The organism is Pseudoclavibacter helvolus (genome assembly GCF_049707175.1).
Lineage (GTDB): Bacteria > Actinomycetota > Actinomycetes > Actinomycetales > Microbacteriaceae > Pseudoclavibacter > Pseudoclavibacter helvolus_A.
In genome coordinates, this window is the sequence record NZ_JBNAFM010000016.1 from 1 (window position 1) to 15,136 (window position 15,136).

A 15,136-nucleotide genomic window follows, 5' to 3' on the forward strand; every position below is an offset into this window, starting at 1 on the left:
ACCCTCAACAGATCGGTCCGGCCCTCAAGAAGCGCATCCACAACCGCCGTCTCACGAGACGAACCCCTGAATGACTCTGATGCCACGATGACCTCCCCCAAGATCACCACCAGCCTACCACTGGAGCGCACCTCAAACCAGGTTTTGACCAGGATTTTTCAATGAATATCGAAACTAGTTTCGAAACAATTCCTGGCCGACGAAAACTCCCGGTGGGCAGAGCAAATCGAGACGGTTCATCGCCCAGACAGGCCTCGTGACCTGATGAGGAAGGTCGCGCAGGACACCTCGCGGCATCGTCGACCACCACAGCAACCACTGGTGACGTTCCTGATGCCGCGCACCTCCAGGCTGAAGTGGTGGCCGGCGAGCAAACATCCCCGCACGACCCGAGCCAACACCCAGGGCCCGGGCGCGCGCCGCAGGACCCGGGCGCCAGCCGCCAGCCGCAGCCGCCAGACCCGGGGCGCCACCCACCAACCACAGGTCCCAGACGCCAAATGCAGGCCCCCAGACGCCACCGCCAAGCGCCAAACGCCCGGCCCCGGGCGCGCACCGCAGGCCCCGGGCACCAGCCGCCGGCCGCCAGACCCGGGCGTCACCCACCAACCCACAGGCCCCAGACACCAAACGCCAGGCCCCCAGACGCCACCGTCAAGCGCCAAACGCCAGGCCCCCAGACGCCGGACCCAGATCCCCAGACACCAGGCCCAGGCCCCAAGCCCCCGGGCGCCAGACGTCACATGTCAGACGACAGACCCCAACCCCAACCCCAACCCCAACCCCAAGCCCCAACCCGCAAACGCCCAGCCCCAGGCCGAGCCCCAGGCCCAGGCCAGCCCAGCCCGCCCCGCGCGCCTATTCCCCGTTCCAGTGCCGGTCGCTGCGGTCGAGGAGCACGTAGACCGTGCGGATGAACGCCACGAACGCACCAACGGCACACGCCCCGCTGACGATCGCGGCTGCCCAGAACACCGCCTGTAGCGCCTCTTGCTGCTCGGTGCCCGCGGCGAGCTGCAAGGTGGCGAGCGAGACGACGATGCCGCTCAGCACGCCGATCAGCAGGAAGACCACCCACCACATGAACGCGGTCGCGGACGACCCGTCTGCGGCGGACCGGAACGTGCGCTGAGGCTGCGAGGTCATGCATCCAGTCTGCCGATCTGGCATACGCGTCGAATCCCCGGAGAGCGCCGCGGTCCCCGGGTCTCGCGCACGCGCCGCCTGCTCGCGCGTGCGAGGATGACCGCATGTCGCGCACCCCGACCGAGCTCCTGAGTCCTGCAGATCAGGAGCGTCGTCGCAGCCTTCGCGTGATGAAGGCCGTGGCGCTCGGAGCCCTGCTGTTCATGGCGGTCGTGTTTGTGGTCGCGTTTGCGTTGCAGCGCGAGGTGCCGGCGTTCGCGTATGTGCGCGCTGCCGCAGAGGGAGGAATGGTCGGCGCCCTTGCCGACTGGTTTGCGGTGACGGCCCTGTTCCGGCATCCGCTGGGCATTCCGATTCCGCACACGGCGATCATCCCGAAACGCAAGGACGAGATCGGCCGAACCCTTGGCGATTTTGTTGAGACCGAGTTCCTGCGCGGCGACGTGGTGCGCACCAAGCTGCAGGCCACGTCGATCGCGTCGCGCCTCGGCGAGTGGATCGAGCAGCCGGAGCATGCCGAGCGCATCGCGTCGGAGGCGTCTGTCATGGCGTCCGGCGTGCTTGAAGCCCTGAGCGACGACGACGTCCAGGGCCTCATCGCGGATCTTGCGCGCGAGCATCTCGTGGAGCCCGAGTGGGCGCCGCCGCTCGGCGAGTGGATGTCGCGGGTCGTCGCGACTGGCGCGCATCGCGGGGCTGTGGATCTCGCCGCGGACAGCGCGGCCGCGTGGCTCGCGGCGAATCAGAGCGCGTTCGACGGCCTCGTCTCGAGGCGCCTGCCGTCGTGGGTTCCGTCGGTCGCGACTCGGCTCGTCGACAACACCGCGTACAACGAGGCCGTCAAGTTCGTGGCGGCCGTTCGAGCGGACGACGCGCATCCGGCCCGCGCCGCCATCGACGGCTACCTGGTTCGCCTCGCCGACCAGTTGCAGCATGACCCCGAGCTCATCGCTCGCTTCGAGGGCGCGAAGGGCAACATCTTCGACAGCCCCCGCATGCGGGAGCTTGCGGCTGAGGCGTGGAACGCCGCGAAGACGGGCCTGCTCCGTTCGCTCGCAGACCCCGGGAGCGCGCTGCGCACGCGGGTCACGGCGGCTCTCGTCGACATCGGCCAGCGGTTGACGACGGATGCGCAGCTGCAGCAGCGCGTGGACACATGGGTCACGGACGCGGCCGTGTTCCTCGTCGACCGGTACCGTCACGAGATCGCGTCGATCATCTCGGATACCGTCGCCAGCTGGGACGCTGCCGAGACGAGCGAGAAGATCGAGCTCATGGTGGGCCGCGACCTGCAGTACATCCGCCTGAACGGCACGATCGTGGGCGCCCTCGCCGGGGTCACGATCTTCACGATCGCCCACGCGTTCCTCGGCTAGGGCGACGCCGCCTGGTCCGCGCGCTCAACCGTAGAGCTGGCGGTACCGTCGTTGTGCCGCGGGGTGCAGCGCGATCGGGGACGTGTCGATGAGGTTGGACGCCGTCAGGTACTGCACCCCCAGCGATCCTTCGGGGACGAGCTGGGCCGCGTCCCCGATGAGCACGTCGACGAGCGCTTCCGCGACGTCGTCGGGGAGGTCGGGACGCGCGAGCAGGTAGTTGGAGACGCCGATGGCGCGCACCGATTCGGCGCTGCCGTAGGTGCTCGCGGGCACGGCGGCGAGCGTGTACATGCCCGGGTGGTCGACTTCAAGAGCTGGCAGGGCGCTGGTGAGGTCGACGAGCTCGACTTCGGTCTCGAGGCTCTGCACGGCAGGCAGTGGCAGGCCGCCCGACCAGAAGATCGCGTCGACCGCGTTGGTCTCGAGCGCGGTCATGGCCTCGTCGAGGTAGAGCTCTGACACCTCGACGGCGTCGGCTCCGTCGAGCAGGCCGAGCGCGGTGAGCACTCGGCGGGCGGTGAGGGCGGCACCGGACTGGGGTGCGCCGATCGAGATGCGCCGCCCGGGGAAGTCCTCAAGGCCGCCGATCGGGCCGCCTCTGCGGACGAAGCACTGCAGGTAGTTCTGGTAGACGCGGCCGATGGCCACTTTGTTCTGCGCGTCGGTGGCGGCCGCGTCGGCGAGCACGATCGCGAGTTCGGCGTCGCGGTGCTTCAGCAGCTCCAGGTTGGCGACGCTGCCGCCCGTCGTCACCACTTCGAGGCCGGTCGTGCCAGCCCTGGTGAGGGCGTCGCGCAGCAGCTCGCCGAATTGCACGTAGGTGCCGCCCTGCTCACCGCAGGCCATGCGGATGCGCGTGGGAGCTTGCCCGAGCGAGCAGCCGCCGAGGGCGAGGGCAGCGGCCGCGGCTGCACTGGTTCCGACGCCGAGCAGCAGGCTGCGACGTGTGACGCTCACCATGCGCGCAGGAGACTCACGCGGGCGCGGAGCCCGCCTTCGGGCGCGAGGTCGTAGCCGACGCTCGCTCGGTTCGCTCTGGCCAGTTCACCGACGATCGCGAGGCCGAGCCCGGTCCCGGGCTTGCCGCGGTGCGCCGGCGACCGCCAGAACCGGGTGCCGAGCTGCGCGAGCTCGTCGTCGCCCACCCCTGCCCCGTCGTCGCTGATCTCGAGCACCGCCCTGCCCGCCACGACCTCGTACGCCAACTCGTTCTCCGACCCGGTCTCGCGCTCGTCCTCACGCTTCTCCCTCGCGAGGCCGTCCGGTCCTTTGCCGCCGTGCTGGCCGGATGCTCGCGCGCCGTCCGCCGAATACGGCCCGTCTTCGACCACGAAGCCGACCGAGACCGTCGCCCCTCGTCCCGCGTACTTCCTGGCGTTGTCGAGCAGCGTCTCCACGATCTCCTCCAGGTCGCTCTTGCGGCAGGCGACGCGAAGCTCGTCGTCGCCGACAACGCGCAGCCGCATCCCCTCCTCCGCGAAGCGCTCCTCGTGCGGCGCCGCGAGCATGGCAGCCGAGGTGACGTGCGCGCGGGCGCCCCCGTCGGCGAACCCGGTGCGCCGACCGCTCGCCTCGGCCGTCGCTCGATGCTCCGCGTCGGCGAGCACCAGCATCCGATCGACGACGTGCTCGAGCCGGTCGAGGTCGCTGCCGACGGCCTCGAGTTCGGCCTCGTCAGCCTCGTCGCGAGGGAGCGCATCGATGCGAAGACGGATCGCGGCGAGCGGATTGCGCAGTTGATGTGACGCCTCGGCGACGAAGCCCCGCTGCTGCTCGAGCGCGTCCTCGACCCCGCGTGACATGCGGGCGAACGACGAGGAGAGGCGTCGCAGCTCGAGCGGCCCGGTCGCTGCCGCCAGGTCGGGTTCGCGCTGCTCCGCGAGGGCGTTCGCCGCGGCGTCGAGGGCGCGGACGGGGCGCAGCACCCAGCTGGTCCAGAACTGCGACGCCGCGAAGAGCGCAAACAGGAGCAGCGCCCCCGCGAGCGCGACAAGAACCCACCAACCGGTGATCTGCGCCTTCGCCGCAGCCTGGTTCACCTCGAGCACGACGGCACCGGATGCGGCGCTCGAGCCGGTCGAGAACGGCTCGGCGACGAGGTGCGTGTCGTCGCTCCACGGGTAGATCGTCGGAATGGACCGCTGGGGCACCGTGCGGGAGGCGGCGAGCACGAGCGACGCGACCCTGGCATCCAACTCGACGCCGCCCACCGACGACACGACCTGCCCCTCGCCGTCGACGACAATCGCCGACTCGCCGTACGTGTCGGCGAACCGCTCGAGGTAGCGGTCGAGGCCCGTCGCGTCGCCGCTCGCGGCCGCGGTCTCGGCGCGGTGCACAATCTGGTCCATGGAGGTCGCCCGCTGCAGGGTCAGCTGCTGGGTGCGATTGACAGCGATGCCCTCGCTCGCCGGGACGATGATGGCGATCACGGTGAGCAGCCCGAACAGCATGAGGGGAAGCAGCACCTGCAGCTTCATCGCGTCGGCTTCGTCTCGAGCCGGTAGCCGAAGCCGCGGATCGTGGTGATCGCAACGGCAGGAAGCTTCTGCCGCAGCTGCGCGAGGTGCACGTCAAAGGACCGTGAGGTCGCCGCGTACGCGTCACCCCACACCTGATCGAGCAGCTCCTGCCGGCTGACCGCGCGGCCCACGCGCTTGGCGAGCACCGACAGCAGCTCGAACTCCGTCGGTGTGAGCGCGACCTCGTCGTCGCCCACCGCAACCCGACGCGAGAGCAGCTCGATGCGCGCATCCCCGACCTGCACCACCTCAGGCTCGGCCGCCGGCGCCCGGCGCCTGGCCACCGCGTCAATCCGTGCGAGCAGCTCGTGCATCCTGACGGGCTTCACGAGGTAGTCATCGGCCCCGAGACCGAGCGCGCGCACCGTCGACCGCTCGTCGCCGCGGGCCGTGACCACGATCACCGGAACCTGGCTCACCTGGCGGAGCCGCCGCAGCACCTCGAGCCCGTCGAGGTCCTCGAGCCCGAGATCGAGCAGCACGAGGTCGACGTCGCGGTGCTGCAGCAGCACGTCGCTGCCGCGGGCGACCTGAAGACAGGCGTGATCAGCGCGCCCGAGCACGGCCGCGAGGGCGGCGGAGACGGACGCGTCATCCTCAGCGACGAGCACACGCATGCCCCAATGGTAGGCGCGGGCGGGCTGGCGGTCACTCACGGCATCGCGCATCCGCTACCACCGCGCTCGCGCATCCGCCCCCCACGTAAAGGGAATGTAAGGATCCGCGCGCGCCCCTGGCGCACTGCCGAGAGTTGTCCAGTACACCAACACCGCGGCGGGGTCAGGCCTCGCCAGGCGGCAGACGCAGATCAACGACGATGGAGAAGTCAATGACGACGACACAAGTGCCGGGCAGCCTGCGCCGCTCGGTTTCCAACACGCTGAAGGGCTCGGCCGGCAACCTCGTCGAGTGGTACGACGTCTACGTCTACTCGGTCTTCGCCTCCTACTTCGAGTTCCAGTTCTTCGACTCCGAAGATAAGAACTCGCAGATCTACATCTGGGCCATCTTCGCCGTCACGTTCCTCATGCGGCCCATCGGCGCCTGGTTCTTCGGGCGGTTCGCCGACCGGCACGGGCGCCGACTCGCGCTCACCGTCTCGGTGTCGATCATGGCCGGATGCTCGTTCATCATCGCGCTGACCCCGTCGGCCGAGGTCATCGGCGCGGGCGCCGCGATCATCCTCATCATGTGCCGACTCGTGCAGGGCTTCGCGACGGGCGGCGAGTACGGCACGAGCGCGACCTACATGTCCGAGGCCGCGATCCAGGGACGCCGCGGCTTCCTGTCGTCGTTCCACTACGTGACCCTCGTTGGCGGCCACGTGCTCGCGCAGGCGACGCTCCTCATCATGGTGCTTCTCATGCCGACCGAAGCGATCTCAGAGTGGGGCTGGCGCATCGCGTTCGGCATCGGCGGCGTCGCCGCCATCGTCGTCTTCTACCTGCGCCGCACCATGGACGAGTCGCTCAGCGAGTCGGCCATCGAGTCGGTCAAGGACGGCACGTCGCGTTCCTCCGGCTCGATGAAGGAGCTCATCTTGCACCAGTGGCGCCCGCTGCTGCTCTGCTTCCTCATCACGATGGGCGGCACGGTCGCGTTCTACACCTACTCGGTGACGGGCCCGGGCATCGTCAAGAAGGCCTTCGCGGGTGACGACGTCGTGAACGGCACGATCCTCAACCTCATCGCGCTCACCGTGCTCATGCTGCTGCAGCCCATCGGCGGCTGGCTCTCCGACATCGTCGGCCGCAAGACCCTGCTCGTGTTCTTCGGCGTCGGCGGCGTGCTCTACACCTGGTTCCTGCTCACCTACCTGCCGCAGCAGACCAACGAGCTCGCGGCGTTCGCGATCCTCGTCGGCGGCTTCGTGATCCTCACCGGGTACACGTCGATCAACGCCGTCGTGAAGGCGGAGCTGTTCCCGACGCACATCCGCGCGCTCGGCGTCGGCTTCGGCTACGCCATGGCCAACTCGCTGTTCGGCGGCACGGCGCCCCTCCTCTACACGGCGGCCGGCGAGGCGCAGCAGGTGCCGCTCTTCATCGTGTACGTCACCATCGCGATCGCCGCGTCGCTCGTCGTGTACGTCTTCTTCCTCAACAACAAGGGAGTGAACTGGCTCGACGACGAGAAGGGCATGCGCGCGAAGATCGCCGCGCGCGACGAGCAGCGAAACGACCGCGAGGCCGCAGCCGTCCGCTAACCCGCCCAGGGAGGCTCTGCCTGGCCTCGGGCCAGGGGCATCCACACGAGTCGTGCAGGTTCGTTCACAAACGAGCCTGCACGACTCGTGTGCTTGCGGCCGAGAAGGGGCGGGGTGGCGGATGCGCGGGGCGAGCGGATGCGCGGCCGAGCGACGGCAGGAGCCCAGCGAACGCAGGAGCCCAGCGACGGCTGCGGCCCGCTCAGACCAGCGTCGGTCGCCGTGTGCTCTCAGCCCCGCCGTCGGCGTAGATGACCTGGCCAGTGACGTAGCCGTTGTCTTCGCTCGTGAGCCACGCGAGGAGGTTCGCGACGTGGCTTGCGTCTCCGCGCAGCTCGCCGGGATGCGACGCCTCGTCGCGCAGCAGCGCGGACGCACTCTCCTCGGTCTCGAGCGCGCCGGCCGTCATCGACATGAACGAGCGGCCCGGCGCGACGACGTTGAGCGCGATGCCCTGCCCGCCCCAGTCCGGTTGCGTCGCGGCGTGCCGCGCCCACCGGGCGACCGACTGCTTGGAGGTCGTGAAGAGCACCGACGAGCCGATGGGGGCCGCAGCCGAGGCGACCGTGTCGGCGTAGGCGAGCGCCGCCGCCTCATCGCCGGCTTCGATCAGCTCCAGCAGGCGCGCATCCACTTCCTCGAGCGCCACGAGCGTCGCGACCACCGCCGCCCGAGGCGCCTCGGAGAGCGACAGCAGCGGGCGGAGCCCCTCGAGCGTCGCGACGGCACCGAAGTGGTTGACGGCGACGGTCTCCGACGAGGGGCGCATGCGATCGGCGATGGCGAGCGCGCCGTCGAGGATGCCACCGCTCAGCTCGGTCGCCTGCGCGACGAGCTCGTCTCGGCCCTCCGCGCTGGTGAGATCGACGTTGATGTCGGCCCCGGCGAGGTCGACGCCGATGACTCGGTGCCCGTCCTCTCTGAGCTTGAGGGCGGCGGCTTTGCCGATGCCGGTTGCGGAACCTGTGACGACGTATGTTCGGGACATGGCTGAGGTCCTTTGACTCTGGGAGGAAGCTTCACGCGCTGACTGGGGAGTCTCGACCGACCACGGCGGACCATGCTGGGGACTGTGGTTCGCAGCGATCGGGTGTGAGGTGTCGAGGGGACACGATCAGCCTAGAACTGGCGCCCGCTCGTCCCCGGTTTTTAGTCCATGGCCGTAGGCCGACTGGCGCGCTGCGTGGGCGAGCGTGGCGGGGCGCGCACGCAGGCTTCCTCCGGGCGCCCGGACGTACATTGGCCAGATGACCTCCCGCCTGCCTTCGCTCCGCTTCGGAGACCAGACCGTGCTCGTCACGGGCGCGAGCTCTGGCCTCGGCGCCGAGTTCGCCCGTCAGCTCGCCGCCCGTGGCAGCGACCTCGCCCTCGTCGCGCGCCGGCTCGAACGGCTCGATGCGCTCGCCGGCGAGCTGCGTGACCGCTACGGGGTGACCGTGACAACGATCGCCGCCGACCTCGGCCAACCGGGCGCCGCCGCGGCGCTGGTCGCGGAGCTCGAGCGCCGAGAGGTGCGGGTGACGAGCCTCATCAACAACGCCGGGTTCGGCTCGAGCGGTGCCTTCCACGAGGAGGACCCGGACAGGGTGCGCGCCGAGATCGCCCTCAACGTCGCGGCCCTCGTAGACCTCACGCAGGCCTTCATCGGCCAGCTCCGCGCAGGCCAGGGCTTCCTCGTGAACGTCGCGAGCGTCGCCGGCTACCAGCCGACGCCTGGCTTCGCGATCTACGGGGCAACCAAGGCCTTCGTGCGCAGCTTCACGGAGGCGCTCTGGGCCGAGTCGGCCGACACGGCGCTGCGGGTCGTTGCTCTGGCCCCCGGCCCCACCTCGACGGAGTTCTTCGACGTCGCGGGTGAGGATATCGGCTCTGGCCTCCCCCGTATGAGTGCCCGCCGGGTTGTGGCGATCACCCTGCGCGAGCTCAAGAAGCCGAAGCCTGGCCCGTCCGTGGTGCCGGGACGCGCCAACACGCTGCTGACGGTCGCGTCGAAGCTCGCACCTCGCAAGCTCCTGCTGAAGGGCATGAGCCGCGCGGTGCGCGCTCGGTAGCTGGCCGCCCTCGAGGGGCCCCGCACCTACCGCAGCAGCCGGCCGATGCTCTCGAAGTGCGTGCTGTAGCCCTCGACGAGGCTACGGGCGACCCCGACGGAGTCGACGAGCGGATGCGCCGCGAAGCCACGCCAGGCGAGCTCGCGCGACCCCCGCGTGGCAGCTTCGATGATCAGGCGCTCTGACGCCTTCACCTGCGTCATGAGCCCCAGCATCTCGCCGCTGACCGGGGCGATCGGCCAGGGGTGAACGCCGTCGGCGTCCACGATGCATCCGACCTCGACCACCGCGTCCTCCGGGAGCTGGGGCACGAGGGCGCCGTTCGCCACGTTGAGGATCATCGTCGCCTCGGCGCCAGACGAGAGCGCCGACATGAGGTCGAGCGCGACGCTCTCGTAGCCACCGCCCGCGACATCCTCCACATCGCGCTCCTCCCCCTCCTCCCGGCTCTCCGCCATGTAGCTCGCCTCACGCTCGTGGCGCGTGCGCAGCCAGGATGCGTAGGGGTCGGCGCCCGGGTTCGCGAAGAATTCGCCCTGCTGTGCGTCGAGGTACTCGCCCCTCGTCGAGGCGGCGGCTCGGATGCTCTCGGTCGCCTCGCGCGTGAAAGAGTAGTAGTACAGGTACTCGTTGGGGAGCGCGCCGAGCGCACGAACCCAGTCGAACCCGAGGAGCCGCGCCTCCTCGATGCGCTGCAGCGCGGCATCTGAGGCGAGCAGCTCCGGCAGGCGGTCGACGCCGTCGACCTGCAGCGAGCGCAGCCAGCCGAGGTGGTTGAGCCCGACGTAGTCGAACGCGACGCGCGGGGCACCGCCGGAGTTGCGCTGGCTCGACGCGCCCGCCACCGCGGCCGCGCGACGCAGGAGCCCGATGGGGGTGTCGCAGATACCAACGACACGGTCGCCGAGCACGCGGCGCATGGCTTCGGTGACAACGCCGGCCGGGTTGGTGAAGTTGATGACCCACGCGTCGGGCGCCACCCGTCGGATCGTCTCGGCGAGCGACACCATGAACGGGATGGTGCGCAGCGCGTAGGCGAGCCCGCCAGGGCCGACCGTCTCCTGACCGAGCACGCCGAGGTCGAGCGCGACCCGCTCATCCGCAACCCGCCCCGCCGTGCCGCCGACCCGCACCGCGCTGAACACGAAGTCAGCGCCGCGCAGCGCCTCCTCGAGGTCCGTCGTGACGGTGATGCGAGGAGCGAAGCGCTTCTCGCTCGCGATGCGCTCGACGATGGCGCCGATGATCGCGAGCCGCTCGCGCGAGACGTCGTAGAGGGCGAGCTCGTCGATGCGCACCGGGGCATCGTCGGACGCGACCGCCTCGAACACCTGGGGCACGCGGAACCCTCCGCCACCGATGATCGCGAGCTTCACGAGCACATCACCTCAATCTCTGCATCGACGACCACCGCGTCCGTGCATGAGGGCGCGATGCACCACTGATCGAACATACTTGAAGCCAAGACACTGCCGCACGGCGCGAAAGGAACCGCGATGCCTTCGCCATACCCAGAGACTCCCACCCCGAACGCGCCCGCCGGGCCGCGCTTCGACGTGGTGCTCGCCGGCTCGGTGTTCTTCGACATCGTGTTCACCGACCTGCACGGCGTGCCGAGCGCCGGCACCGAGGTGTGGGCTGAGGGCATGGGATCGACGCCCGGCGGCATCGCCAACCTGGCCGTCGCGGCGAGTCGACTCGGGCTGACCACCTCGCTCGCCTCCGTCTTCGGCGACGACGTGTACGGCCGCTGGTGCTGGGAGCTGCTCGAGGACCACGAGGGCATCGATCTCAGCCAGTCCCGCCGCCTCGAAAACTGGCACACCGCGGTCACCGTCTCGGTCGCCCAGCACGGCGATCGCAGCATGATCACCCACGGGCACCCGAGCCCCATCTCCAGCGACGCGCTCCTCAGCGACGGCGTCTCGAGCCGCACCGCGCTTACCGAACTCGGCGTCATGTCGAGCCTCGAGCAGGAGCCGTGGTGGATCCGCGCGGCAAAGCAGGGCACCAAGATCTTCGCCGACGTCGGATGGGACGACACCGGCGTCTGGGACCGCGCGGTCCTTGAGCCGCTCGCCTCCTGCTACGCGTTCCTCCCCAACGAGCGAGAGGCAGTCGAGTACACGCGCACCGACTCCCCGATCGCCGCGGCGCGGGCGCTCGCCGCCCACGTGCCGCTCGTCGTGGTGACCTGCGGCAAGGACGGCGCCATCGGCATCGACGCCGCAACCGGCGAGGAGGTGCGCGTCCCGGCCGTCCCCGTTCGGGCGTACGACGCGACCGGGGCCGGGGACGTGTTCGGCGCATCCTTCGTGCTCGGAACGCTCCGCGACTGGCCGCTGCAGCAGCGCCTCGAGTTCTCGGCCCTCTGCTCCGCGCTCGCCGTGCAGCAGTTCGGCGGTTCGCTCGCCGCACCCGGCTGGGGCGACATCGCCGATTGGTGGGACGCGACTCGCGCATCCGGCGACACCCAGCTCATCGACCGCTACCGATTCCTGCAAGAGGTGCTCCCGCCGGAGCGTGCCGGAGCCGTGCGACGGGCAGAGGCGACGTTCCATCTCGTCGACCACTTCCCGACGGCCTGACCGCCGCGTCCTCCGTACCCGAGACCCAACACCCAACACCCAAGACCCAAGACCCAAGACCCCAGCGATATCTTTACCCCCTGCTCCCCCGCAGCCCGCAAGAGAAGGAAGCCGAACATGAACGAGAAGCACCGGAGAACCGCGGCGGCCGCCGGAGGACTGGCGTTGATCCTCGCGCTGGCGGGATGCGCGCCTGGCACGGGCCAGACGGATGCGCCCGCAGCCTCGGGCGGCGAGATCAGCACTGACATCTCGCAGGTCGGCGAGGTCACGCTCACCGTCTGGGACCAGGAGGTGCGCGGCGGGCAGAACGAGCAGATTGAGCAGCTGAACGCGGCCTTTGAGGAGAAGTACCCGAACGTCACCATCGAACGGAACTCGCAGGCGTTTGACGACCTCGCGACGACGCTCCGTCTGGCGCTCACCGACGAGAACGCCCCGGATGTGGTGCAGGCAAACAACGGCCGCAACACGATGGGCGCGTTTGTCGAGGCCGGGCAGTTGCGTCCGCTCGACGACTACGCGAAGGCGTACGGCTGGTTCGACCGCTACCAGGAGTCGATCCTGCAGTACTCGACCTACAGCGAGGACGCGAAGGTCTTCGGCGAAGGCCAGCTGTACGGGCTGCCACAGGTCGGCGAGGTCGTCGGCATCTTCTACTCGAAGGCGAAGCTCGAGCAGCTTGGCCTCGAAGTGCCTGGCACCTGGACCGAGTTCGACTCGGCGCTCGCGACAGCCAAGGCCGCCGGCGAGACGCCCATGCAGCTCGGCAACATCGAGCAATGGCCGGCGGGGCACGTCTTCGGGCCGCTGCAGGGCGAGTATGTGGACGCGGAGACCGTCACGAACCTCGGTCTCGGCAACCCCGGCGCGAGCTGGACCACGCCAGAGAACGTCGAGGCCGCGACGGAACTCAAGAGCTGGGTCGACGACGGCTACTTCAACAGCGGCGTGAACGGCACCGACTACGACGCGGCCTGGCAGGCGCTTGCCGACGGCAACGGCGTCTTCCTCATCGGCGGTTCCTGGCTGGCCGCCGACCTCGAGGCGAGCATGGGCGACGACCTCGGCTTCTTCGTGCCGAAGACCAGCGAAGGCGCCCTGGCGACGACCGGCGGCACGGGCCTGCCGTTCGCGATGACGTCCGCCGCCGACAACACCGACGTCGCGGCCGCCTACATCGACTTCCTCACCAGCGACGAGGCCATGCAGATCCTCGCCGACACGGGCAACCTGCCCGTCAACAACTCGGCTGAGCTCGCCCCGGAGTCCGGCGTCTTCGCCGACATCTACGGCGCCTTCGGCGAGGTCACCGAGTCGGGCAGCGTCCTCCCCTACCTGGACTACGCGACGCCGACCTTCGGCGAGACCATCGGGCAATCCCTGCAGGGGCTCATCGACGGGCAACTGACCCCCGAGCAGTTCACGGAGGCGCTCGAGACCGACTACGCCGCCTTCATCGCAGACAATGCGTAGCCGGGGCGTGCCGACGCATGTCTGACCCGAGCGCGACGGTTCGCGAACGCCGCCCGGCGCGGGCTGCCCGCCGGGGCACCCCAGCCTGGGTGCCGTTCGCGTACCTCGCGCCGGCGTTCCTCCTCTACGGAACGTTCCTGCTGTTCCCGCTCGGCCGGGCCGTGCAGTTCTCGTTCTACGAGTGGGACGGGCTCGGCGCATCCACGTTCGTCGGCTTCGACAACTACGTGCAGATCGTGCAGGACGAGCGGTTGCGGGAGGCGTTCGGGCACGCGTTCGTGCTCATCTTCTTCTACTCGATCCTGCCGCTCGCGGTCGGCCTCATGCTCGCGGCAATCCTCACTCGCGCGCAGGTGCGTGGGCTCGGATTCTTCCGGACGCTCATCTTCCTTCCGCAGGTCATCGCGATGGTCGTCGTCGCCGTGACGTGGCGTCAGATCTACGCGCCCGACGGCCCCCTCAACGGACTCCTGCGACTCGTTGGGCTCGAGAGTTGGACGCGCGCGTGGCTCGGCGACTACACGTTCACGCTCCCGGCCGTCGGCCTCATCGGCTCCTGGGTGTCGCTGGGTCTGGTGACCGTGCTGCTCATGGCGGGCATGAGCCGCGTGCCGAAGGAGCTGTACGAGGCCGCTCGGCTCGACGGGGCCGGCGCCGTGCGCGAGTTCTTCTCGATCACACTCCCGTCGGTGCGGGGCGAGATCACGGTGGCGCTGACGCTCACGATCGTCGCGGCGCTCAAAACCTTCGACCTCATCTACGTGACCACGAGCGGCGGCCCCGGCACGTCGACGACGGTGCCGAGCTTCGAGGTGTACCGGCGCGCGTTCGAGCTCGGTGAGGTCGGTGCGGCGACGGCGGTCGGGGCTGTGCTGACCCTCATCGTGTTCGCCATCAACTTCGTCGTGAACCGGGTCGGGGACCGCGCATGAGGGTCTCCGCGTTCGAGAAGGTCGCCAACTATCTGATCCTCGGCGTCTTCGGGCTCGTCATCCTCGGGCCGATCAGCGTCATCATCACGCTCGCGTTCGGTCCGGAGAATGCGACCGTCGCGCAGGAGGGGCGAGTCTTCCACTGGGAAAATTTCCCCACCGCGTGGGAGGTGGCGCGGTTCGGGCAGTACATGCTGACCTCGGTCGTCGTCGCGGTCATCGTGGTGGTTGTCGCTGTGCTCGCGTCGATCCTCGCGGGTTACGCACTCGGCACCATGAAGTTCCGCGGCGCGACCCCCATCTTCTACCTGTTCCTGCTCGGCATCATGGTGCCGACCGAGGCGTTCATTGTGCCCCTCTACTTCGACCTGCGTACCGTGGGACTCACGAACACGGTCTGGGGTGTCGCGTTCCCGCAGATCGCCATGTCGATCGCCTTCGGCACGTTCTGGATGCGCACCTACTTCCGTTCGTCGAGCCAGGCGCTCATCGACGCGGCCAAGCTCGACGGCGCGGGCTCCATGCGCATCCTCTGGCAGGTGCTCGTGCCGATCGGCCGCCCCGCGATCCTGACGCTCGTGCTGCTCACGTTCATGTGGACGTGGAACGAGTTCCTCATCCCCCTCGTCATGTCGCCGAACGGCAGCGTGCGCACGGCTCCCCTCGGCCTCGCGTTCTTCCAGGGGCAGTACACGCAGGGCACCGCACTGCTCGCGGCGGGGGCCATCATGGTCGCGCTCCCCGTGGTCGTGCTCTACGTGTTCCTGCAGCGACACTTCATCCAGGGCATGCTCGAGGGGGCCGTGCGGGAGTAGGCGCGGTGGGCCCTCGCTGGC

Annotated in this window: 13 protein-coding genes; 7 read left to right on the forward strand and 6 right to left on the reverse strand. The window is 69.4% G+C overall.

What is annotated here, in order from left to right; all coding sequences use genetic code 11:
• Positions 1–858: 858 nt before the first annotated feature.
• Positions 859–1,146 (reverse strand): hypothetical protein, encoded by a 288-nt coding sequence (locus ACPYN9_RS13105; RefSeq protein WP_424466982.1) that lies wholly within the window; start codon positions 1,144–1,146, stop codon positions 859–861.
• 104 nt (positions 1,147–1,250) lie between these two features.
• Between ACPYN9_RS13105 and ACPYN9_RS13110 the strand changes: the two genes are divergently transcribed.
• Positions 1,251–2,522 carry a DUF445 domain-containing protein gene (locus tag ACPYN9_RS13110; protein ID WP_424466983.1) on the forward strand — a complete coding sequence of 424 codons (1,272 nt, stop codon included), beginning with the start codon at positions 1,251–1,253 and terminating at the stop codon, positions 2,520–2,522.
• 24 nt (positions 2,523–2,546) lie between these two features.
• On the opposite strand, the gene ACPYN9_RS13115 is transcribed toward ACPYN9_RS13110, so the two are convergent.
• Genes ACPYN9_RS13115 through ACPYN9_RS13125 form a run of 3 tightly spaced genes read right to left on the reverse strand, consistent with a single transcriptional unit; the run spans position 2,547 to position 5,664 of the window.
• Positions 2,547–3,485, reverse strand: coding sequence for a TAXI family TRAP transporter solute-binding subunit (locus tag ACPYN9_RS13115; RefSeq protein ID WP_424466984.1), 939 nt, complete (start codon positions 3,483–3,485; stop codon positions 2,547–2,549).
• A complete protein-coding gene (locus ACPYN9_RS13120; protein ID WP_424466985.1) occupies positions 3,479–5,005 on the reverse strand; it encodes a sensor histidine kinase in 1,527 nt (508 codons plus the stop codon). The genes ACPYN9_RS13115 and ACPYN9_RS13120 overlap by 7 nt, the downstream gene beginning before the upstream one ends.
• The gene (locus tag ACPYN9_RS13125; RefSeq protein WP_424466986.1) at positions 5,002–5,664 is read right to left on the reverse strand and encodes a response regulator transcription factor; all 663 of its coding nucleotides are present in this window, start codon (positions 5,662–5,664) and stop codon (positions 5,002–5,004) included. Before ACPYN9_RS13125 ends, ACPYN9_RS13120 begins: the two co-directional genes overlap by 4 nt.
• A gap of 212 nt (positions 5,665–5,876) precedes the next feature.
• Between ACPYN9_RS13125 and ACPYN9_RS13130 the strand changes: the two genes are divergently transcribed.
• Positions 5,877–7,253 (forward strand): MFS transporter, encoded by a 1,377-nt coding sequence (locus ACPYN9_RS13130; protein WP_424466987.1) that lies wholly within the window; start codon positions 5,877–5,879, stop codon positions 7,251–7,253.
• A 202-nt stretch (positions 7,254–7,455) separates the two neighbouring features.
• Here ACPYN9_RS13130 and ACPYN9_RS13135 read toward each other — a convergent pair whose 3' ends face one another.
• Positions 7,456–8,241, reverse strand: coding sequence for an SDR family oxidoreductase (locus ACPYN9_RS13135; protein WP_424466988.1), 786 nt, complete (start codon positions 8,239–8,241; stop codon positions 7,456–7,458).
• A gap of 259 nt (positions 8,242–8,500) precedes the next feature.
• On the opposite strand from ACPYN9_RS13135, the gene ACPYN9_RS13140 reads away from it, so the two are divergent.
• Positions 8,501–9,304, forward strand: a complete 804-nt coding sequence (locus ACPYN9_RS13140) for an SDR family NAD(P)-dependent oxidoreductase (protein WP_424466989.1) — start codon at positions 8,501–8,503, stop codon at positions 9,302–9,304.
• Positions 9,305–9,330: 26 nt separating this feature from the next.
• On the opposite strand, the gene ACPYN9_RS13145 is transcribed toward ACPYN9_RS13140, so the two are convergent.
• Entirely contained in the window at positions 9,331–10,680 is a 1,350-nt protein-coding gene (locus tag ACPYN9_RS13145; RefSeq protein ID WP_424466990.1) for a 6-phospho-beta-glucosidase, read from the reverse strand.
• Between the two features lie 120 nt (positions 10,681–10,800).
• On the opposite strand from ACPYN9_RS13145, the gene ACPYN9_RS13150 reads away from it, so the two are divergent.
• The 4 genes from ACPYN9_RS13150 (at position 10,801) to ACPYN9_RS13165 (ending at position 15,115) form a co-directional block, all read left to right on the forward strand.
• Entirely contained in the window at positions 10,801–11,892 is a 1,092-nt protein-coding gene (locus tag ACPYN9_RS13150; protein WP_424466991.1) for a carbohydrate kinase family protein, read from the forward strand.
• 117 nt (positions 11,893–12,009) lie between these two features.
• Complete coding sequence (locus ACPYN9_RS13155) at positions 12,010–13,368, forward strand: ABC transporter substrate-binding protein (RefSeq protein WP_424466992.1); 1,359 nt, start codon at positions 12,010–12,012, stop codon at positions 13,366–13,368.
• 17 nt (positions 13,369–13,385) lie between these two features.
• Positions 13,386–14,300 carry a carbohydrate ABC transporter permease gene (locus ACPYN9_RS13160; protein WP_424466993.1) on the forward strand — a complete coding sequence of 305 codons (915 nt, stop codon included), beginning with the start codon at positions 13,386–13,388 and terminating at the stop codon, positions 14,298–14,300.
• Positions 14,297–15,115 (forward strand): carbohydrate ABC transporter permease, encoded by an 819-nt coding sequence (locus ACPYN9_RS13165; protein ID WP_424466994.1) that lies wholly within the window; start codon positions 14,297–14,299, stop codon positions 15,113–15,115. Before ACPYN9_RS13160 ends, ACPYN9_RS13165 begins: the two co-directional genes overlap by 4 nt.
• Positions 15,116–15,136 lie beyond the last annotated feature (21 nt).

Coding starts and splice junctions, on each gene's coding strand:
- ACPYN9_RS13105 (WP_424466982.1), bottom strand. CDS start 1,146: ATGACCTCGCAGCCTCAGCGCACGTTCCGGTCCGCCGCAGACGGGTCG.
- ACPYN9_RS13110 (WP_424466983.1), top strand. CDS start 1,251: ATGTCGCGCACCCCGACCGAGCTCCTGAGTCCTGCAGATCAGGAGCGT.
- ACPYN9_RS13115 (WP_424466984.1), bottom strand. CDS start 3,485: ATGGTGAGCGTCACACGTCGCAGCCTGCTGCTCGGCGTCGGAACCAGT.
- ACPYN9_RS13120 (WP_424466985.1), bottom strand. CDS start 5,005: ATGAAGCTGCAGGTGCTGCTTCCCCTCATGCTGTTCGGGCTGCTCACC.
- ACPYN9_RS13125 (WP_424466986.1), bottom strand. CDS start 5,664: ATGCGTGTGCTCGTCGCTGAGGATGACGCGTCCGTCTCCGCCGCCCTC.
- ACPYN9_RS13130 (WP_424466987.1), top strand. CDS start 5,877: ATGACGACGACACAAGTGCCGGGCAGCCTGCGCCGCTCGGTTTCCAAC.
- ACPYN9_RS13135 (WP_424466988.1), bottom strand. CDS start 8,241: ATGTCCCGAACATACGTCGTCACAGGTTCCGCAACCGGCATCGGCAAA.
- ACPYN9_RS13140 (WP_424466989.1), top strand. CDS start 8,501: ATGACCTCCCGCCTGCCTTCGCTCCGCTTCGGAGACCAGACCGTGCTC.
- ACPYN9_RS13150 (WP_424466991.1), top strand. CDS start 10,801: ATGCCTTCGCCATACCCAGAGACTCCCACCCCGAACGCGCCCGCCGGG.
- ACPYN9_RS13155 (WP_424466992.1), top strand. CDS start 12,010: ATGAACGAGAAGCACCGGAGAACCGCGGCGGCCGCCGGAGGACTGGCG.
- ACPYN9_RS13160 (WP_424466993.1), top strand. CDS start 13,386: ATGTCTGACCCGAGCGCGACGGTTCGCGAACGCCGCCCGGCGCGGGCT.
- ACPYN9_RS13165 (WP_424466994.1), top strand. CDS start 14,297: ATGAGGGTCTCCGCGTTCGAGAAGGTCGCCAACTATCTGATCCTCGGC.